This window comes from Paracoccus yeei ATCC BAA-599 (assembly GCF_000622145.1).
In the GTDB taxonomy this organism is placed as follows: Bacteria; Pseudomonadota; Alphaproteobacteria; order Rhodobacterales; family Rhodobacteraceae; genus Paracoccus; species Paracoccus yeei.
In genome coordinates, this window is the sequence record NZ_JHWH01000018.1 from 36,441 (window position 1) to 55,777 (window position 19,337).

General features: G+C 70.6%; 19 protein-coding genes. 5 read left to right on the forward strand and 14 right to left on the reverse strand.

Annotated features, from left to right (window positions below; translation table 11 throughout):
• Positions 1–13 precede the first annotated feature (13 nt).
• Genes addA through dapB form a run of 5 tightly spaced genes read right to left on the reverse strand, consistent with a single transcriptional unit; the run spans position 14 to position 9,230 of the window.
• Entirely contained in the window at positions 14–3,394 is a 3,381-nt protein-coding gene (addA, locus tag BU28_RS0111240) for a double-strand break repair helicase AddA (protein WP_028719570.1), read from the reverse strand.
• Positions 3,384–6,326 (reverse strand): double-strand break repair protein AddB, encoded by a 2,943-nt coding sequence (addB, locus tag BU28_RS0111245; RefSeq protein ID WP_028719571.1) that lies wholly within the window; start codon positions 6,324–6,326, stop codon positions 3,384–3,386. The genes addA and addB overlap by 11 nt, the downstream gene beginning before the upstream one ends.
• Positions 6,319–6,987: a nucleotidyltransferase family protein gene (locus BU28_RS0111250; protein WP_028719572.1), complete on the reverse strand. Its 669-nt coding sequence runs from the start codon at positions 6,985–6,987 to the stop codon at positions 6,319–6,321. Before BU28_RS0111250 ends, addB begins: the two co-directional genes overlap by 8 nt.
• Positions 6,984–8,399: a tRNA (adenosine(37)-N6)-threonylcarbamoyltransferase complex ATPase subunit type 1 TsaE gene (gene tsaE / locus BU28_RS0111255; protein WP_028719573.1), complete on the reverse strand. Its 1,416-nt coding sequence runs from the start codon at positions 8,397–8,399 to the stop codon at positions 6,984–6,986. The genes BU28_RS0111250 and tsaE overlap by 4 nt, the downstream gene beginning before the upstream one ends.
• 24 nt (positions 8,400–8,423) lie before the next feature.
• Positions 8,424–9,230, reverse strand: a complete 807-nt coding sequence (gene dapB / locus BU28_RS0111260; RefSeq protein ID WP_028719574.1) for a 4-hydroxy-tetrahydrodipicolinate reductase — start codon at positions 9,228–9,230, stop codon at positions 8,424–8,426.
• A 69-nt stretch (positions 9,231–9,299) separates the two neighbouring features.
• Here dapB and rbfA point away from each other — a divergent pair, with 69 nt between their 5' ends.
• The 3 genes from rbfA to truB are packed head-to-tail and all read left to right on the forward strand — an operon-like array spanning position 9,300 to position 11,361.
• On the forward strand, positions 9,300–9,719 hold the full coding sequence (gene rbfA, locus BU28_RS0111265) for a 30S ribosome-binding factor RbfA (RefSeq protein WP_028719575.1): 420 nt from the start codon (positions 9,300–9,302) through the stop codon (positions 9,717–9,719).
• Positions 9,709–10,464, forward strand: coding sequence for a phosphodiester glycosidase family protein (locus BU28_RS0111270; RefSeq protein ID WP_028719576.1), 756 nt, complete (start codon positions 9,709–9,711; stop codon positions 10,462–10,464). The genes rbfA and BU28_RS0111270 overlap by 11 nt, the downstream gene beginning before the upstream one ends.
• On the forward strand, positions 10,465–11,361 hold the full coding sequence (gene truB / locus BU28_RS0111275; protein ID WP_028719577.1) for a tRNA pseudouridine(55) synthase TruB: 897 nt from the start codon (positions 10,465–10,467) through the stop codon (positions 11,359–11,361).
• Here the strand turns inward: truB and BU28_RS0111280 are convergent.
• From BU28_RS0111280 to BU28_RS0111320, 9 genes are read right to left on the reverse strand one after another with little or no spacing between them, the layout of a single operon-like run.
• Positions 11,348–11,779: a GFA family protein gene (locus BU28_RS0111280; protein ID WP_028719578.1), complete on the reverse strand. Its 432-nt coding sequence runs from the start codon at positions 11,777–11,779 to the stop codon at positions 11,348–11,350. The genes truB and BU28_RS0111280 overlap by 14 nt on opposite strands.
• On the reverse strand, positions 11,776–12,726 hold the full coding sequence (locus BU28_RS0111285; protein WP_028719579.1) for an MBL fold metallo-hydrolase: 951 nt from the start codon (positions 12,724–12,726) through the stop codon (positions 11,776–11,778). The genes BU28_RS0111280 and BU28_RS0111285 overlap by 4 nt, the downstream gene beginning before the upstream one ends.
• Positions 12,727–12,786: 60 nt before the next feature.
• The gene (locus BU28_RS0111290) at positions 12,787–13,434 is read right to left on the reverse strand and encodes a pseudouridine synthase (protein WP_028719580.1); all 648 of its coding nucleotides are present in this window, start codon (positions 13,432–13,434) and stop codon (positions 12,787–12,789) included.
• Positions 13,431–14,060 (reverse strand): LysE family translocator, encoded by a 630-nt coding sequence (locus BU28_RS0111295; protein ID WP_036762707.1) that lies wholly within the window; start codon positions 14,058–14,060, stop codon positions 13,431–13,433. Before BU28_RS0111295 ends, BU28_RS0111290 begins: the two co-directional genes overlap by 4 nt.
• A gap of 45 nt (positions 14,061–14,105) precedes the next feature.
• The gene (locus BU28_RS0111300) at positions 14,106–14,504 is read right to left on the reverse strand and encodes a GFA family protein (protein ID WP_028719582.1); all 399 of its coding nucleotides are present in this window, start codon (positions 14,502–14,504) and stop codon (positions 14,106–14,108) included.
• Positions 14,482–14,937: a GAF domain-containing protein gene (locus BU28_RS0111305; RefSeq protein ID WP_028719583.1), complete on the reverse strand. Its 456-nt coding sequence runs from the start codon at positions 14,935–14,937 to the stop codon at positions 14,482–14,484. The genes BU28_RS0111300 and BU28_RS0111305 overlap by 23 nt, the downstream gene beginning before the upstream one ends.
• Complete coding sequence (locus BU28_RS0111310) at positions 14,934–15,752, reverse strand: NAD-dependent epimerase/dehydratase family protein (RefSeq protein ID WP_028719584.1); 819 nt, start codon at positions 15,750–15,752, stop codon at positions 14,934–14,936. Before BU28_RS0111310 ends, BU28_RS0111305 begins: the two co-directional genes overlap by 4 nt.
• Positions 15,749–16,585 (reverse strand): glycosyltransferase, encoded by an 837-nt coding sequence (locus tag BU28_RS0111315; protein ID WP_028719585.1) that lies wholly within the window; start codon positions 16,583–16,585, stop codon positions 15,749–15,751. Before BU28_RS0111315 ends, BU28_RS0111310 begins: the two co-directional genes overlap by 4 nt.
• Positions 16,582–17,799 carry an NAD-dependent epimerase/dehydratase family protein gene (locus BU28_RS0111320; RefSeq protein ID WP_028719586.1) on the reverse strand — a complete coding sequence of 406 codons (1,218 nt, stop codon included), beginning with the start codon at positions 17,797–17,799 and terminating at the stop codon, positions 16,582–16,584. The genes BU28_RS0111315 and BU28_RS0111320 overlap by 4 nt, the downstream gene beginning before the upstream one ends.
• A gap of 150 nt (positions 17,800–17,949) precedes the next feature.
• Here BU28_RS0111320 and BU28_RS0111325 point away from each other — a divergent pair, with 150 nt between their 5' ends.
• The gene (locus BU28_RS0111325; protein ID WP_028719587.1) at positions 17,950–18,399 is read left to right on the forward strand and encodes an RrF2 family transcriptional regulator; all 450 of its coding nucleotides are present in this window, start codon (positions 17,950–17,952) and stop codon (positions 18,397–18,399) included.
• 88 nt (positions 18,400–18,487) lie between these two features.
• Positions 18,488–19,336: a shikimate dehydrogenase gene (locus tag BU28_RS0111330; RefSeq protein WP_028719588.1), complete on the forward strand. Its 849-nt coding sequence runs from the start codon at positions 18,488–18,490 to the stop codon at positions 19,334–19,336.
• Position 19,337 lies beyond the last annotated feature (1 nt).

Here is a 19,337-nt window from a genome sequence, read left to right on the forward strand (position 1 = left end):
CTGTCAGGAAGAGCTAGGCACCCAAGGGGACCGGGTCAAGGCCCGCCGCCACCGCCCCCGCCATCGCACGGTCCAGCACGGCATCGGGCAGCGCCATCAGGCTGCGTGTCGCCGTCCACAGCACGGCGGTCTCGACCCGCAGCCCGGGCCAGAGCTGCGCCAGCGCCGCGCGATAGGCCGCCATCTGCCGCAGGATGCCCAAAGGCACCGCCTCGGGCGTGGCGGGCACGTCGCGGTTCGACTTGTAATCCACCGCCAGGACCCGGTTCTCTGTGATCACAAGCCGGTCGATCTTGCCGTGCAGCATCCCGATGCCGGGCAGCGGGGCGGCCAGCGCCAGTTCCTGAAACACCTCGGCCCCCTCGGGCAGGGCAAAGACCTGGGCCAGGTCGGGCGCCGCGATCACGGCGCGGGCCTCGTCCAGCAGGGCGGCCAGTTCGGGGGGGCCCGGCAAGCCCCCCTCGGCGTCGGCCAGCACGTCGCGGGCGATGGCGGCCCAGTCGGCGGGGTCGCGGCCCGGCAGGTGCTCCAGCAGCAGGTGCAGCCGCGTGCCCTGCAGCATCGCGGCCTCGGCATCGCCGGGGCCCCCGGCCAGCACCTTGGCGCCGCCAAGCGCGGTTGCCGCGATGGGGCGGCGCTTGGCCGGCATGGGCGGCGGCGGCGCGGCCAGCCACAGGGGCATCGCCACCGGCGGCCTTTCGGCCCGCCAGGTATCGGGCGCCTCGGCCGGCCAGTCGCCAAAGCTCAGGCGACGGATCTCGCCGCCCCAGGGGGCCGGCATCCGCGTCTCCTCGAGCCCGCAGCGGCCGAAGCCCGCGGCGACCATGCCGTGCCAGCTTTCCGCGTCCGCCTCGCCTGCCGCGGCGACGATCAGCCAGCTTTCCGCGCGGGTCAGCCCGACATACAGCAGGCGCTTGCGTTCCTCGAGTTGGCGGCGGGTCTGCTCGGCCGCCCAGGCCTCGACCGCTTCGGGCCGTTCGCCCTTGCGGCCGCGCCACAGCGCCAGCCCGTCCGGCGCGGACAGCACAGGCGCCTCGCGCGGGGGGCGGCGGCTGGCGGTGTCGGGCATGATGACGATGGGGCTTTCCAGGCCCTTCGAGCCATGCACCGTCATCACCCGGATCAGCCCCTCGCCCTCGCCGGCGCTGCCGGGCTGGCGGCGCACCTCGACATCGTCGCCCGAAAGCCAGACCAGGAAGCCGGTCAGCGAGGGCGTCTCGCTGGATTCGTAGCGCAGCGCCTGGGACAGCAGCTCGTCGATGCCGTCCTGCGCCTCGGGACCCAGGCGCGCCAGCAGCGCCTCGCGCCCGCCGTGGCGGATCAGCAGGCGCTGGATCAGGTCATAGGGCCGCATGAAGCCGGTCTGGCCCATCAGGTCCGACAGCACCTCGACCGCGTGGCGATGCGCGGATTCCCGCAGCCGCCGCCACAGGTATTCGCCGCGTTTGCGCCCCGCCGCCAAGCGGTACAGCGCCTCCTCGGTCAGCCCGAACAGGGGCGAGCGCAGGGCGGCGGCCAGCGACAGGTCGTCCTCGGGCGTGGCCAGGACCGACAGCACGGCGCTGATGTCCTTGACGGCCATCTCTCCGGCCAGCTTCAGCCGGTCGGCGCCGGCCACGGGCAGGTTCGCCGACTTCAGCGCCGCGATGATTTCGGCAAACAGGTCCGAGCGGCGCTGCACCAGGATCAGCACGTCGCCGGCCCGGACCCGGCGCACCGCGCCCGACTTGGCGTCAAAGATCGGCTGGCCCAGCATGGCGCGGATCGCCTCGGCGACGGCGCGGGCCAGCTGCGTGGTTTCCGAATTCTCGGCCGGCTGGTCCACGGGGCTGGTCCAGTCGCCGGGCTCGGGCCGGTCAGGCCGGGGGACCGCCGGCCACAGGTCGACCCGGCCCGGCATGTCGCCGCGAAAGGCCAGGTGGCGCGGCGGATCGCCCAGGCCCTGCGCGGCATCGCCGGCAAAGACCTGGTCCACCAGCGACAGGATCGCGGTCGAGGACCGGAACGAATGGCGCAGTTCCAGCACCTGCATCGGGTTCTGCACCGCGTCAAAGGCGGCGGCGAAACCGGCGCGGCGGGCCTCGAACACGGCGATGTCGGCCCCCTGGAAGGAATAGATCGACTGCTTGGGATCGCCCACCACGAACAGGCTGCGCGCCACATCCCGCGCGCCCTGCCCCGAGGTGAATTCGTCCGTCAGCCGCTCGATCACCTGCCATTGCGCGGGGCTGGTGTCCTGCGCCTCGTCGACCAGGATGTGGTCGATGCCGCCGTCCAGGCGGAACAGCACCCATTGCGCCATGCTGTCGTCCGACAAAAGCCGCGCCGTCCGTTCGATCAGGTCGTCGAAATCCAGCCAGCCCTGCACCGCCTTTTGCGCCCGGTATTGCGCCATGAAGGCATGGCCGAAGCCGTGCAGCGCCAGGCATTTCTGGGCATGGGCCAGGGCAATGCGGCGCGGCCGGGCCAGGGCCACGCGCTCCATCAGGATGGCAAGGTCGTCCATCAGATGCGCGCAGGGGCCGGTGCGCAGCCCCTTGGTCGGAAAGCCATCGTATTTCGGGGCGAAGGGCTCCTTGGCGGTGGCGCCGTAAAGCAGGACCGATTCCAGGATCGAAAGTTCCGCGGCGCCAGGGCGGGTCCAGCCGCCCTGCGCCAGCCGGGCCGCCGCCTTCTGGTCGTTGGCGCCGCTTTTCTGCAGATGCGGGATCAGCGCGGCGACGACCAGCGCGCCATCCCCGAAGCATTCCGCCAGCAGGCCCGCCATGTCGGCGCCGGGCTGCAACCCGCAGGACCGCCACAGCGCGTCCCGGTCGGCGGGGGCATCGAACCCCCGCAGCCCGGCCAGGAAGGCGTCGAGGTTTTCGCCCGAATGCAGCGCCAGCAGGTCCTGAAGCGCGGGATGGCCGTCGCGGGCCATTTCCTCGATGATCTCGGCGCGCAGCAGGGCGGCGCTGCGGTCGTCAAGCTCGGTAAAGCCGTGCGGCACGCCCGCCTCGATCGGAAAGCGGCGCAGGACGCCCGCGCAGAAGCTGTGGATGGTCTGGACCTTCAGCCCGCCCGGCGTCTCGATGGCGCGGGCGAACAGGCGGCGCGCGGCCCGCAGGTCGGGCGCGGTCCCCTCGCCCAGCCGGGCGAGTTCGGCGCGCAGGCCGGGTTCGGGCAGCATGGCCCATTGCCCCAGCCGCGCCAGCAGGCGGTTCTGCATCTCGGTCGCCGCCGCCTTGGTATAGGTCAGGCACAGGATGCGTTCGGGCGCGGTCCCGGCCAGCAGCAGACGCGCCACCCGGTCGGTCAGCACCCGCGTCTTGCCCGAGCCCGCATTGGCCGTCAGCCAGGTCGAGCGCAGCGGATCGGCCGCCCGCACCTGGGCCAGCGTCGCCTCATCCATCATGGCCGAACCTTTCAGAGACCGCCGCCTGGGTCGCGTCCCATTCGCCGTGGCGCGACAGGTGGTCGTAATCGCTGGCGTGGTCGGTGCGCTCCATCGCCAGGCGGGCGACAAAGCCGCGCTCGCCGCGCAGGTAAAGCCCGATCAGCGCGACGAAGCCCTGCCAGGTTTCCAGCGCGAACCCGGGCCCGAATTCGCGCGGTTCGGTTTTGCCCTCGCCCCCCAGCTGGATATAGCTGATCCCCGCGACCGGGACGGGGCCAAGCTTGCCAAAACCGCCCATCTCGACCATCGCGGCCTCAAGCGGCAGCTGCTTGTCGAAATGCGCGATCTGCTTGTCGCTGGGCGGCTTGCCGGACTTGTAGTCATAGACATGCACCCGCCCGTCCGTCAGCAGGTCCAGCCGGTCGGGACGCGCGGTCAGGCGGAATGCGGCGCCGGGCACCGCCAGCGCGCCGGGGTCCTCGATCACCACGGGGCGGCCCTGGGTCAGGCGCAGCGCCTCGTCCGCCATCAGCCGGTCGGCGACGCCGGCAATGCGGGCGCGCCAGAACAGCCGGGCCGAGGGCCAGGGCACATCGCGCTCCAGCACCGCATCGGTGATCGACAGCAGCCGCGCCGTCATCACCTCGGGCGTCTCGGGCAGGTCGGGCAGGCCGCGCAGGAACCGGTCCATGATGTCGTGAAGCACATTGCCGCGCTCGGCCGCGCTGGGTTCGGGGCGCAGCGGGTCCAGCGCCCTGAGGCCCAGGACGCGGCGCGCATAGACCGCATAGGGATCGCGGATCAGGGTGCGGACCTCGGTCACGGACATCTCGGACAGCGCGGGCGCGGGCGGGATGGGCGCGGGCCGCGCGGCCGGGGCCACGCGGTCACGGGGCCGGGCCTGCGCCTCGGCCAGGTCCAGCCAGGCCTGCCCGCGCGACCGCATGTCGGCCAGCGCCCGCGGCCCGTCCTGCCCGGGCAAGCCGCCCAGCAGGTTCACCAGCCGGTTCAGCCAGCGCGAGGGGATCGTCTCGGCCTCGGCATCGCGGCGGGCGCGGGTCAGGATGACCTGCGCCGCCCCCACGGCCTGCTGGAAGTCATGCGCGGCCAGGCCCACCCGGCGTTCGGGCAGGGTCAGGCCGGCGGCCAGCCGCATCGGGCGCGACAGCCAGGGATCGGGCGGCAGGGCCTGCGGCCAGCCGCCTTCGTTCAGGCCCGACAGGATGACCAGGCCCGCGACCTCGCCCACCGCCTCGGTCCGGGCCTCGCGCGGGCCGCGAAAGCGGACCAGGGGATGGGCGGCCACATCCTGACGCACCGCCTGGCCCTGCAACTGTTCGTGCAGCAGGTCGCGAAATTCCGAGGGGCGCAGGTCGTGGCCCAGATGGGCGTGGGCCATCAGTTGGTCCAGCACCGCGCGCGCCAGCCCGCCCGAGGCCTTGGCCCAGAGTTCCGAGGCCTCGGCGCTGCCGCCCGGCCCGGCCGCCAGATCCTCGGCCAGGGCGCGCAGGTCGCGCAGGCGGTTGGCCAGCGGACGCGGCGCGCGGTCGCCGGCCAGCGGCACGATCCGGTCCAGCAGCCCGGCCAGCCACAACGCCCAGGGCTTGCTTTTGTCGTCGCCCTTGTCGGCCCAGGCGCGCAGCGCGGCGCCGTCCGGAAAGGCGGGACCATGCTTGCGCAGATGCAGTTCCAGGTCGCGGGTGTGGCGGTTGTGTTCGCGCCGGAAGTCCGGGCCCAGCCCGGTCGCCGTCACCGGATGCTTCAGCAGCACCAGAAGCGCGTCGACCATCAGCTCGGCCCCGTAAAGATCCGCGACATGGCGCAGGAACAGGCCCGGCGCGGTCAGCGGCAGGGGCTGGCCCGCGGAATCGTCGGGGATGATGCCCCAGCGGTCCAGCGCCGATTGCACGCGCCGCGTCAGCATCCGGTCGGCGGCGATCAGGGTGACGGGCTGCCCGGCCTCGACCGCCTGGCGGATGACCAGGGCGACGGCGGCGGCCTCAAGGCCCGGCTGCTCGGCCTCGATCAGGGTCAGGTGTCGGGTGGCGGGCGGCAGGAGGCCCAGGCGCGGGCCTTCCTCGATCCACTGGTCGGTCACGGGCGCGGGCCGCAGCGCCAGCGAGATCAGGCGGTTGCGCGCCGGATCGGGCGCGGCCCCGGCCACCCAGTCCGGCGGCGGGCCGAACTCGGCCACGAAGGGGGCATAGCGGGCCTGCGGGTGATCCTCGGACCGGGCGTCGAGCCCCTCCCAGACCGACGCCGGCAGGTCCGGGTCGAAGCCCGGCAGCACCACGGCGCCCAGGGGCAGGCGGGCCACCGCGCGCATGAAATCCCGCGTCGCCCCGTGCGAGCCGGTCGAGCCCGCGACCACCACCGGACCGTCGGGCAGGTCCTCGCCCCGCGCCCAGGCGGCGGCCAGGTGCTCGGCCGCCACGCGCTGGCGGCTTTCGCGGTCCTGCGGCGGGTCCGACAGGTAATAGCCCGCAGCGATGCGCAGAAAGGCCAGCGCCCGGCCCCAATGCTGGGCGTGATCGCTGGCGTCGATGCGGTCCAGCGCCTCGGCCCCCAGCCCTTCCAGCTGCATCTCGGCCATCAGCCCGGCCAGGGACGCCGCCAGTTCCGGCACCGACTGGCCCTGCGCGAGGTCCGGCTGGGCACGCAGCGCGGCGTCGATCAGCCGGCCCAGTTCCAGCCGCCGGGCCAGCGGCGCAGTCGCCGAGCCCCCGCCCAGGTCGGCGATCAGCCGCAGCCGGGGCAGGATGATCGGGCCGCGCCAGATCAGCGCGTCGCGCAGCGCCATCAGCGACTGGCCCGAGTTCGCATAGACCGTCACCCGCGCCATGTCCTGGGCCGGGCGCCCCCGCATCCGCGCGATCAGCCCGTCTGCGAAGGCGCCGGGAAAATCGGCCCCGCAGGGCAGGGCAAAGACGCCGTTCTGCCAGTCAGCCACGCAAGAGCCCCTCGGCCAGCGGGATGCAGTCGGGCCGGCCCACGTCGCACCAGGCGCCCTGGTGCACCAGCCCGTGCGCGCGGCCCTCCGCGATCAGCAGATCCCACAGCCGGTTCAGCGAGAACACCTCATCGGGGATCTCGGCCAGCCGGTCGGGGCGGACGATCTGCGCGCCGCCATAGACCAGATCGCCGCCGCGGATCAGCCGGTCGCCGGGGCCAAGGCCAAAGTCGCCGCCGCCCTGACGGCCATGGGTGCGGGCGATGGGCACCAGCATCAGCAGCGCGTCCATGTCGTCGCGCCAGGCGTCCAGCAGCGCCGCGACGGGGTTCGGCCCGGTCCAGACGACGTCCGGGTTCATCGTGATCACAGGACCCGGTCCCAGCAGCGGCAGCGCCTTGCGCAGCCCGCCGCCGGTTTCCAGCAGCCGCTCGGTTTCGTCGGAAATCATCGCCCGCGCACCGATGTGATCGCGGATCTGGCCGCCAAGATGGTGGATGTTGACGACGGCGCGGCCGGTGCCCGCCTGCTCGCCAAGGTCCAGCGCGCGGTCCAGCAGGGTGCGGCCGGCGACGGGGATCAGCGGCTTCGGCGTCACGTCGGTCAGCGGCGCCATGCGCGTGCCCTTGCCGGCGGCAAAGATCATCAGCGGCAGGCTCATCCCGCGATCCTTTCCAGCACCCGGGCCGAGGGCGCCGGGATGCCCTGCATCGCCCGGGCCAGGGGCGCCAGCGCCGGATGGGCCAGGTCGCGCTGCAGCGCGTCCCAGACGCGCGGCATGAAGGCCAGGTAGCGGGTCTTGCCGTCGCGCTGCGCCAGACGGGTAAAGATGCCCAGGATGCGCAGGTTGCGCTGCGCCCCGAGCAGCGCATAGGCGGCGCGGAACCGGCCCTCGTCCTGCCCGGACGCGGCGATATAGCGGGCGATCTGCGCCTGTTCCAGCGCCGGGTCCACGTCGCGCCGCGCGTCCTGAAGCGCCGAGACCAGGTCATAGGCCGGATGCACCGCCACAGCGTCCTGGAAATCCAGCACGCCCAGGGGCGCCGCGCCCAGCCAGACCAGGTTCTCGGCATGGAAATCGCGCAGGCCCAGAACGGGGGGCACATCCTGGCACAGGTCGGCGTGCAGCGCCTCGACCAGCGGCGCGATGTCCTGGCCAAGGCCGGGCGCGCCGGCGGCGGCGGGGTAGTATTCGGCAAACAGCCCCACCTGCCGGGCCAGTTCCGGCCCGTCCAGGCGCGGAACGTGGTCGGGCGGGGCATGGCCGTGCAGCGCGACCAGCAAGTCGGTCATCCGGTCATAGACCTCGGGCGCCAGTTCGGGCTGCGCCGCCAGCACGCGAGCCACCAGGTCGTCGCCCAGATCCTCAAGCAGCAGCAGCCCTTCGTGCTGGTCGGCGGCCAGGATCTCGGGCGCGTGAAAGCCGCGGTTGCGCAGCCATTGCGTCATCGCGACATAGGCGTCGGTCGTCCCCGGCGCCGCATCCATCAGCACGGCGCTGCGGTCTGCGTCCAGCAGCCGGAAATAGCGCCGGGACGAGGCGTCGCCGGCCAGCGGCAGCAGCCGCGCATGGGCCCAGCCGGCGCGGTGGACCAGCCGGGCGATGCACGGCAGGCGCGCGACGAACCCCCAGCGCGATTCCGAGCCGGCCAGCGTGATGCACCGCAGGTCGGGGAACTCGGCATGGGGTTCCAGTCCGATGGTCAGCGGCTCGGGCAGGGCGCGGCCGTGATCGGGCCATTCGACCAGCACGATCGCCTCGCGCATGGCCTCGTCCAGGCCAAGTTCGGCCAGTTCGTCGGGATGGGTCAGGCGGTAAAGATCGGCGTGCCAGATCTCGGTCCCCATCGGGTCGGCATAGGTCTGGACCAGGGTGAATGTCGGGCTTGGCACATCCTCGGCCATCTCGCCCTGACGTGCCTGGATGAAGGCGCGGGCGAAATGCGTCTTGCCGGCGCCGACCGGCCCTTCCAGCGCCAGCACGTCGCCGGGTTTCAGGACCGCCGACATGACGCGGGCCAGGCAGGCGGTCAGGTCGGCATCGGCAGGATCAAGCGTCGCAAGCAGGCTCATGGCGTCAATCTAAGCGCGCGGGCCCTACAGTCCAAGCACATCCGCCATGTCATATTCGCCCGGCCCCTTGTCCTGCCCCCAAAGCGCGGCCCTGAGCGCGCCGCGGGCAAAGATCGCGCGGTCGGTCGCCAGGTGGCGCAGCACCACGCGTTCGCCCGCGGTCGCAAAGATCACGTCGTGTTCGCCCACGATATCGCCGCCCCGGATCGCCGAGAACCCGATGCTGCCCGGCTGGCGCGCGCCGGTGATGCCTTCGCGGGCCGGGGTGCGCAGGTCGTCCAGGCTGTGGCCACGGCCTTCGGCGGCGGCCTCCCCCAGCATCAGCGCGGTGCCCGAGGGGGCGTCCACCTTGCGGTTGTGATGCGCCTCGACCACCTCGATGTCCCAATCCTCGCCCAGGGCGGCGGCGACGCGGCGCGTCAGACCGACCAGCAGGTTGACCCCCAGGCTCATGTTGCCGGCGCGGATGATCGGGGCGTGGCGGGCGGCGGCCTTGAGCTTGCCCAGGTCGGCGGGCTCGAACCCCGTGGTGCCGATGACATGCACGGCGCGGGCCTGCGCGGTCAGTTCCGCGAAAGCCACCGAAGCCGCCGGAGAGGTGAAGTCGATCACCGCCTGCGCCCGGGCAATCGCCTCGACCGCGTCGTCGGTCACGGTGATCCCCAGCGCAGGCCCGCCCATCGCCTGCCCGAGGTCGCGGCCGACCCAGGGGTTGCCGGGCCGCTCGATGGCGCCGACCAGGCGGGCCTGGTCCGAGCCCAGCACCGTGCGCACCAGCATCTGGCCCATGCGCCCCGAGGCCCCCGTGATGACGATTCCCGGTTTGTCCATGCTCATTCCCCCGTTTGGCCCCGTTCTATCCCGTTGCGGCGCGGGCCGCGACCCCCTACATCTGCGGCCATGGCACAGAACCGCTTTCATTCCGGCAATGGACCCTCGCAGCGCCAGTTGCGCGTGGGGGAACTGATCCGCCGCACGCTTTCGGACGTCCTGCTGCGCGGCGACGTGCACGACCCCGACCTGAACCGCCACTCGATCACGGTGGGCGAGGTGAAGACCTCGCCCGATCTCAAGGTCGCGACGGCCTATGTGCTGCCGCTGGGCGGTCAGGGGGCCGAGGATGCGCTGGCCGCGCTGCGCCGCAACGCGCCCGAATTGCGCCACCTGGTCGCCAAGGCGATGACGCTGAAATACGCGCCGCAGCTGCGCTTCGTGCTGGACGAGACCTTCGACCGCATGGACGACACCCGCCGGCTGTTCGCCGACGAACGCGTGCGCCGCGACCTGGACGCCCCGGACGACGGCACCGATGAGGATTGATCTGAAGCGCCGGCTGGGTCTGGCCATCGGCGCGCTGATCGCGATGACCCTGCCCGCCGTGGCCGGGATCTGCGAAAAGCGCCAGTTCGACGGGCAGGGCTATGTCGTCTGCACGCTGGAGGCCGCGCAGGAGCCGGGTCTGGCGCTGTGGCTGAACGGGCCGGACGGGCAGGTGCTGGGCGATTTCACCGCCGTGCGCCGCACGCTTGCCCCGGACGAGACGCTGGCCTTCGCGATGAACGCGGGCATGTATCACGCGGATTATTCCCCGGTGGGACTTTACGTCAGCGAGGGCGAGCAGAGCCATGACCTTGTCACCGCGGGCGGGGCTGGCAATTTCGGGATGCTGCCGAACGGCGTCTTTTGCGCCGGCGGCGCGCGCGCCTTTCAGGTGATCGAAAGCCGCGCCTTTGCCAAGGCCCGGCCGCAATGCCGCATCGCCACCCAGTCCGGGCCGATGCTGGTCATCGACGGCGCGCTGCACCCGTGCTTCCTGGTGGATTCGGACAGCCGCTATGTCCGCAACGGGGTCGGCGTCTCGCCCGACGGGCAGACCGCCTGGTTCGCGATATCCGACCGGGCGGTGACGTTCCACGAATTCGGCCGGCTGTTCCGGGACGGGCTGGGCGCGCGAGATGCGCTGTATTTCGACGGCTCGATTTCCCGGCTGTATGCGCCCGCGCTGAACCGCGCCGATTTCGGGCGCCGGCTGGGGCCGATCATCGGCTATGTGGAACGGAACTAGATGGCACGCAAAAAAGGACGCGAGATCCACGGCTGGCTGATCGTGGACAAGCCTGCCGGCGTCGGCTCGACCGATGTGGTGGGCAAGGTCCGCTGGGCGCTGGACGCCAGGAAGGCCGGCCACGCCGGCACGCTCGACCCCGACGCGACCGGGGTGCTGGCCGTGGCCTTGGGCGAGGCCACCAAGACCGTGCCGCTGCTGACCGAGGCGCTGAAGGCCTATGACTTCACGGTGACCTGGGGGGCCGAGACGACGACCGACGACGCCTCGGGTGCGGTGCTGCGCAGCACGGACGCCCGCCCCGACGCCGACGCGATCCGCGCCGCCCTGCCCCGCTTTACCGGCGAGATCATGCAGGTCCCCCCCGCCGTGTCCGCCGTCAAGGTCGACGGCGCCCGCGCCTATGACCTGGCGCGCGAGGGCGAGGTGGTGGAACTGGCTGCCCGTCCGCTGTGGGTGGAATCGCTGGACTTGCTTGGCACGACGCCCCACACGGCCGATCTGCGCATGGTCTGCGGCAAGGGCGGCTATGTCCGCAGCATCGCCCGCGACCTTGGCCGCGCACTTGGCTGCCTGGGCCATGTCGCGCAGTTGCGCCGCATCTGGTCGGGCCCGTTCGAGGCCGACCAGGGCATCGCCCTTGACCAGATCGACCGCGCCAACCAGGCCGAGATCGAGGCCGCGCTGCTGCCGCTGGAAGCGGCGCTGGCCGACCTGCCGCAGATGCAGGCCACCGAGCAGGGCGCGACCCGCATCCTGAACGGCAACCCGGGCCAGGTGCTGGGCCATGCCGATTACGGCACCGAGGTCTGGGTCAGCCGCCAGGGCCGGCCTCTGTGCATCGGCCGCTATCTGGGCGGCGAGGTGCAGCCCGTCCGCGTCTTCAACCTGGGCTGACCGGCTCGTAGCGCAGGATGCCCACCACGCCGTCGCTGCCGCCGTCGGCGCTATGGTGGATGCCGTCCGTCACCGGCACCTCGGCGAAGTCGAACGGGCTGACGCCGGCCAGGCAGGCGGCGTTCACCCCGTATTCCCGCGGGTTCGAGCGGCGGCGGTGGTGGGTATAGATGCCGCAGGTCTTGCAGAAGTGGTGCTGCGCGGTGCCGGTGTTGAACTGGTAAAGCGTCAGGTTCTCCGCGCCCTGCGTGATCTCGAGATCATCGAGCAGCGCGGTCAGCGCCACCGCGCCCCGCATCCGGCAGAACGAGCAGTTGCAGCGCCGGGCCGCGTTCAGCCCCTCGGCCAGCCGCACGCGAAAGCGGACCGCGCCGCAATGGCAGGCGCCCTCGCGCCATGCGTTGTCCGGGTTGGTCATTCGGCGAACTGATAGCTGGCGGGGACGAAGCGATACGATCCCTCGCCGTTCGGCGCGATGAAGCCCAGGGCGGGGAACGGCATGTGATAGCCGATGAAGGGGATCCTTTCCTCGGCCAGCCGCGCCAGCACCTGTCTGCGGGTGGCGGCGCCCATCTCCTTGTCCACGTCGAAACGCACATGCCAGTAGGGGCGCTGCACCGAATAGACGTAATGGTTGAAGCTGTCGCCGGTCAGCAGCAGACGCTGGCCGCCGCTTTCCAGCAGATAGGTGGTGTGGCCCGGAGTATGGCCATGCGCGGATTCGGCCCGGACGCCCGGCAGCACCTCGTCGCCATCGTCGATCTGGCGGGCCTTGCCGATCAGCGGCTTGACCTTGGCGGTATAGGCGTCGCTTGGGTTGGCGGCCCAATAGTCGTTCTCCTCGCGCGGGACGACCAGTTCGGCATTGGGAAACACCGGCGCATCGCCCTCGATCAGCCCGCCGACATGGTCGCCGTGCATGTGGGTCAGGACGACATGGGTCACGTCGCCGGGCTGGACCCCGGCCTCGGCCAGCGAGGCGAGCGTGTTCGCGGCCTGCATCCCGGCGTCGAACAAGACCACCGCATCGCCCGCGCGCAGCAGGGTCGGCGTATACGACCCGCCGGTGCGGTCGGCGGGGATGAAGTTCTGCGCGCTCAGCGCCTCGAACTCGGCAGGGTCGGCGTTCAGGCCGAAGGTCTTGATCGGGTCGGGACTGCTGCCCGTGCCGCCCAGAAGGGTGCTGACCTGGACATCCCCCAGCCGGATGGTGTGCGCACGGCCGGCGAAGGCGGGTTTTTCCGGGGCCGCGGGCGCGCTCTGGGGCGCGGTCTGGGCGGTGGCGGGCAGGGCCAGGGACATGGACATTGACATGGGCAGGGCTCCTCCGATCAGCAGGGCGCCGCGGCGGGTGATGGTGGTCATGGACTTTCCCCCTTGCATCAATGGCCGATCAACCGCCAAGGCGGCCCCCGGTTCCGGTGTCTAGAACGGCGCCGGCGCGGTAAAGCCCTGCATCACCCCGGTTTCGGGATGCTTGAAGCGCAGGCTTTCGGCGTGCAGCATCAGGCGCGGAAACGCGGCCGCCGCGCCGCTGGCATACAGCGGATCGCCCAGGATCGGATGGCCCAGTTCCGCCATGTGCACCCGCAACTGGTGGCTGCGCCCGGTCAGCGGCATCAGCCGCACCCGCGTTTCCGTGTCCGAGGCCTTGACCACGCGCCAGTCGGTCTGCGCCGGCCGCCCCTCGGCGTGATCGACCTTTTGCCGCGGCCGGTTCGGCCAGTCGACGATCAGCGGCAGGTCCACCCGGCCCGTCGCCGGCTGCAGGCGCCCCCACAGCCGCGCCACATAGGTCTTTTTCGTGCGCCGCTCCTCGAACTGCTTCGACAGGTGGCGCTGCGCATGGGGCGTCAGGCCAAAGACCATCACGCCCGAGGTGTCGAGGTCCAGCCGGTGCACCAGCAGCACGGTCGGGAACGCGCCGCGCAGCCGCTCGATCAGGCAATCGGCCCGGTCTTCGCCCCGGCCCGGCACCGACAGCAGCCCGGCGGGCTTGTCGACCACCAGCACCTCGTGGTCGGCGTGGATCACCCGGGGCTGTTCGTCGGTGGGGCGATAGGCAAAGCTCATTTCCAGACCAGCCGCAGCGCCAGCCCCGCAAACATCACCGAGGCGATGCGGTTCACGACCCGCATCCGCGCCGCCATCGCCTTGCCCGCCAGGCCCGCGACCATGCCATAGCCCATCGTGACCAGCGTGCCCGAGCAGGCGAACATCAGCCCCAGCGCCAGGATCTGCTGGCCGACTGGCCCGTATTCGGGCCGGGTGAACTGCGGCAGGAAGGCCAGCAGGAACAGCACCGGCTTGGGGTTCAGAAGGTTCGAAAGCGCCCCGCGCCGGATGATGGCCCAGGGGTTGCGGGCGGCCTGGGCACGGTCCTCGGGGGCGGCGGCGGCGTGCCAGCTTTTCCAGGCGAGCACCAGCAGATAGGCCGCGCCCATGTACTTGATCGCCACCAGCGCGCCCGGATGGGCCGCGACCAGGGCCCCCAGGCCCACCGCCGCCAGCACCACATGGACCATGCTGCCGAAGCCCACGCCCAGGCCCGCCAGCGCGCCCGCGCGCGGCCCGTTCTGGATGCCGCAGGCGCTGGCAAAGAACACGTCCTGGCCGGGCGTCAGGTTCAGGACCAGCGCCCCCGCCATGAAGGCCAGCAATTGCTGGGCCGGAAATTGCGCCACAATGTCCAAGACCATCGCATGCTCCGTTTGCGGCGCGTATCGGTCAGAACGGCGACGCGGTCAACTCTCGCCCGGGTCCTGCGGCAGGCCGTCGGCGATGTCGTAATAATCGCCCTTGTCGGCGGTGAAGATATGGCCCTGCAGGCGCAACCCGGTCGGGTTGTCGATGGCCCCCGCCGCCACGTCGATGATGCTGGACCCGTCGCGCTGCCAGAACAGGGACGAGCCGCAGTCAGGGCAGAACCCGCGGCTGGCGAAGTCCGAGGCGCGATACCATTTCGGCTCGCCCCGGATTTCCAGCCATTTCGGCAGGATCGCCGCCCAGTAATGCCCTGACCAGCGCCGGCACTGGCTGCAATGGCAGGCCTTCAGGTCGTTGCTGTCGTCGTATGTGCCGCGAAAGCCGATCTTGCCGCACAGGCAATGGCCGGTGAATTCAACCTCGTCCGAAACACTCATCCAGGATCTCCTCCAGCCGCTTGGCATCCTTGGCCGTGAAAGCGTCGGGCTGGTTGCTGTCGATGTCAAGGACGCCGATCAGCCGGTCCTGCGGGCCGATGACCGGGATCACCAGTTCCGACCGCGTGCTGCTGGCGCAGGCGATATGGCCGGGAAAGGCGTCAACATCGGGCACCAGCTGGGTCTGGCGCGTGCGCGCCGCGGCCCCGCAGACGCCGCGCGAAAACGGGATCACCAGGCAGCCGTGGCCGCCCTGATAGGGCCCGATCTTCAGCGTCTCGGGCGCGGTCACCCGATAAAATCCTGTCCAGTCAAAGCGTTCGTCGGCATGATGAATCTCGCAGGCGAGCGTCGCCATCAGCGCCACCTCGTCGGTTTCGCCATGGGTCAGGCTGCGGATGGTGGCGGCAAGCCGGTCGTAATCGACGGTCATGGGCATTCCTCGATGATGGCGGGCAGGTCGGCGTGCAGGCGCTCCCATCCCCTGGGGGTCCAGCCGAGCGCCGCCAGCCGGTCGCAGCGCGGCACCCGCAGAAGGCTCGCGTCCGAGCGGGCGGGCGGCTGCGCGGGCGCCCCGGTCAGGGCCGCGACACCGGCCAGCAGGTCGTGGTGATCCAGGATGATGTCGCTGACGTTGTAGGCCCCGGACATGGCCGGATCGGCCAGCACCCGCAGGACGGCATCGCCCAGATCGGCGCCGTGCACCTCGGTCGCGACGCGGGGCGGGGCCGGGTTTCCGTTCAGGAAGTCGCTGATAAGGCTGGCCCATTTCTGCGGCCGACCGGGACCGAAAACGCCGGTCGGGCGCAGGCTGGCGGTGCGGAAATGGGCGCCGGCCATGGAGGCCAGCGCGGCCTCGGCCCGGGCCTTGACCTGGCCGTAAAGGTCCAGCGGCGCGGGGGGCAGGTCGTCGGGCAGTTCGGTTCCGGCGGGGTGGCCGTCGTGGACGGCGCGCGAGGACAGGAAGATCACCCGAGAGACGCCCTGTTCGCGGGCGGCCTGGAAAAGATCCAGCGTTCCCGAGAGGTTGGCGGCGATGAAGCCGTCGGGGTCGTCCCCTTCGCCGCCGCGGTAGCGGCCGGGGACGTGCCGGAACGCAGCATGGATCAGGGCGTCTTTTCCTGAAAGGTCAACGGGTTGGCCTAGCCGCCAGCCGGGCAGCGGGTCAAGGTCGTGGCCCGCCTCGACGGCCGCGCGGGCGATCCAGCGGCCGACGAGGCCAGACGCTCCGGTCAGGGCGAGCTTCATGGGGTTTTCGGCCCCGGCAGGTCGCGCGGATCGGGCACCGGACCGTCGCCGGCATGCGCCTGCCAGAGGTCGATCAGGGGGCGCAGCGCCTCGGCCTTGGCGTGATTTTGCCAAGGTTTTTCATACTGATAGTGCAGGACGCGGATGTCCTGCCAGCGCCAGAGGTCGGGCAAGTTCAGCCAGACATATTGCAGCATGTTGTCGAACACGGGCAGGCCGTGCCAGTCCGGGAAGAAATGCTCCAGGAACGTCTGGTCGGTGCGGCGCCAGAAACGGCCGGGCTGGTCGAGTTCGGACAGCATCCGCGCGAAGGTGTCCGGGTTCGGGCGCGCCGTGAATACGCCGGAGTTCAGCCGGTGAAAATCCGAAAGACTCTCGTAAACATTTGGCGCGGCTGAGAATTCCGGATAGTCGAACAGCCGGTCGATGTTTTGCAGCACGATGGCGTCGGCGTCGATGAAGACGACGCGGGCATAGTCCAGCTGCCAGAGCCGCAGCTTGACGAAGTTGTCGAGGGGGGTGTGGAACGGCGGTTTCTCGCCCTTGGTGAAGGGGGCGATGCCGTGCACCCGGTCCCGGGCGTGGAGCGCATTGAAATCGCTGGATGTGGGCAGCAGATCAGCGTGCACCGGGCGTACACCGAGCGTACACAGCCCGTCGATCAGATCCTGCGGCAGGTCGGTATACAGCAGCACCAGATCGGCCGTGGTGCCGGTGCGCCTGAGCGAGCGGAACAGCGCCGCCGCCCCGGTCGCATAATCGGCATTGGTCGCCAGCGTGACGAAGGCGCGGTCGGACCGCGCCTTGCCCTGGGGATGCAGACCCGAAGTCACGATACCGAACGCAGCCTTTTGCCTTCGGGGTCGTGCTCGACGCGCTTGGCGATGTCCTTGGTCCAGGCCGAGACGGCGGGCACGCGCGAGCGGTCGATGCGGTGGGCGTATTTCCTGGCCACCTCGACCACCTCGGAGAGCAGGCCCTCGGCCAGGGTGATCGGTTGCAGGCCCAGCGCCAGGAACTGGTCGTTCTTGACGATCAGGTCGTTCTCCTCGGCCTCCTTGCGGGGGTTCGGCAGATAGGCGACCTCGGCCTCGGCGAGGCGGGCGACCATCTCGGCCAGGTCGCGGACGCGGTGCGTCTCGGTCATCTGGTTGAAGATGCGGACGCGCTCGCCCGCCGCCGGCGCGTCCTGCAGCGCCAGTTCGATGCAGCGCACCGAATCCTGGATGTGGATGAAGGCGCGGGTCTGGCCGCCGGTGCCGTGCACGGTCAGCGGATAGCCGATGGCGGCCTGGATCAGGAAGCGGTTCAGCACCGTGCCGTAATCGCCGTCATAGTCAAAGCGGTTGATGAGCTGTTCGTGCCGCCGGGTCTGGTCGGTGTGCGTGCCCCAGACGATGCCCTGATGCAGGTCGGTGATGCGCAGCCCGTCGTTCTGGGCGTAGAACTGGAACAGGATCTGATCGAGGCTTTTGGTCATGTGATAGACCGAGCCGGGCCGCGTCGGATAAAGGATCTGCTGTTCGCGCGGGCCGGTCGGCGTGTCGATCTGCACGTCGAGATAGCCTTCCGGGATCGGCGCGCCGACCGAGGAATAGCCATAGACCCCCATCGTGCCCAGGTGCACCAGATGTGCGTCGATGCCGGTTTCGACCAGCGCCGCCAGCAGGTTGTGCGTCGCGTTGGTGTTGTTCGTGACGGTATAGACCTTGTGGCGGTCGGTCTTCATCGAATAGGGCGCGGCGCGCTGTTCGGCGAAATGGATCACGGCGTCGGGCCGCGTCTCGGCCAGCCAGGATTTCAGTCGTTCGTATTCGGTGGCGAGGTTCAGCAGGTGGAAATGGATGCGCCGCCCGGTCTGCTGATGCCAGATCCGGCAGCGCTCCTGGATCGAATCCATCGGCGTCAGCGATTGCACGCCAAGTTCCGTGTCGATCCAGCGCCGCGACAGGTTGTCCACGATATGAACGTCATGGCCCAGATCGGACAGGTGCAGGGCGGTCGGCCAGCCGACGAAGCCGTCGCCGCCCAGGACTGCAATTCGCATGGTGATCTCCCTTTGCTGCGGGGCAGGAATGCGCCGGCAATGTGTCAGAAACATAACGCTTTGACGATAGTGCTGTGTTCCCTGTGCCATGACGCTTTGTTTTGGGGCGAAATCATTGCAACCGGACCGCACGATCATTATTGATTTTCCATGATCTCGCAGAAAACCAAATACGCCATCAAGGCGCTGATGGCACTGGCCGACGAAGTCGCCGCAGGCGGAAGCGCGCTGACGATCGAAGAGATCGCGACACGTTCGGGCGCGCCCAAGCGGTTCCTGGAACATATCATGCTGGAACTGCGCAACGCGGGCTACGTCGGCTCGCGCCGCGGCAGGGCCGGCGGCTATATCCTGATCAAGGAGCCGAAGGAGATTTCCATCGGCGAACTGCTGCGCCAGGTGGACGGGCCCATCGCCCCCCTGCCCTGCCTGTCGCGCCGGTCCTATCAGCGCTGCGAGGATTGCACCGACGAGGCATCCTGCCGGCTGCGCAAGATGTTCGGACAGGTGTTCTGGTCCTATCTGCTGCTGATCGAAAGCCTGACGCTGGCCGACCTGGTGAACGAAGGCGGGCTGTCGGAAATGGACGTGCTGGCCTGAGCGGCCGAGGTTGGTCCTGCCGGACTTGACCCGAACGGCGGGGCGCTGCACGACTGTGGGCCACCCGAAAGCCTTGAGCGAGCCGCCGATGACCGACCAGACCGACACCCCCCGCCATGCCCCCCTTGCCGGTGTGATCGGCTGGCCCATCGCGCATTCCCGCTCGCCCCGGCTGCACGGGCACTGGCTGGCGCGGCACGGCATCGCGGGCCATTACGTCCCCCTGCCCGTCGCGCCCGAGCATCTGGCCGAGGTGCTGCGCGCCATGCCGCGCATGGGCTTCGTCGGTTGCAACGTCACCATCCCGCACAAGGAAAGCGTGCTGGCGCTGGCCGATGTGGTGACCGACCGCGCCGCCCTGATGGGGGCCGCGAACACGCTGATCTTTCGCCCGGACGGCAAGATCCACGCCGACAATACCGACGGCTACGGCTTCATGGCCAATATCCGTCAGCACGCGCCGGGCTGGCTGCCCGACCTGGGGCCGGCGGCCGTGCTGGGTGCGGGCGGCGCGGCGCGGGCGGTGGTCGCGGCGCTGCTGGACAGCGGCGTGACCGAGCTGCGCATCGCCAACCGCACCCGGCTGCGGGCCGAGCAGATCCGGGCCGAGTTCGGGCCGCGGGTCGTGGTCCACGACTGGGCCGGCGCGGGCGCCATGCTGGAGGGCGCGATCACGGTGGTGAACGCGACCTCGATGGGCATGGTCGGCAAGCCGCCCCTGCAGGTGCCCCTGGATGCCTTGGCACCCGGAACGCTGGTCACCGACCTGGTCTATACGCCGCTGGTGACGCCCTTCCTGGCCGAGGCGCAGGCGCGCGGCTGCGAGGTGGTGGACGGGCTGGGGATGCTGCTGCACCAGGCCGCCCCGGGGTTCGAGCGCTGGTTCGGCATCCGCCCCGCGGTGGACGAGGACCTGCGCGCGGCCGTTCTGGCCTGAG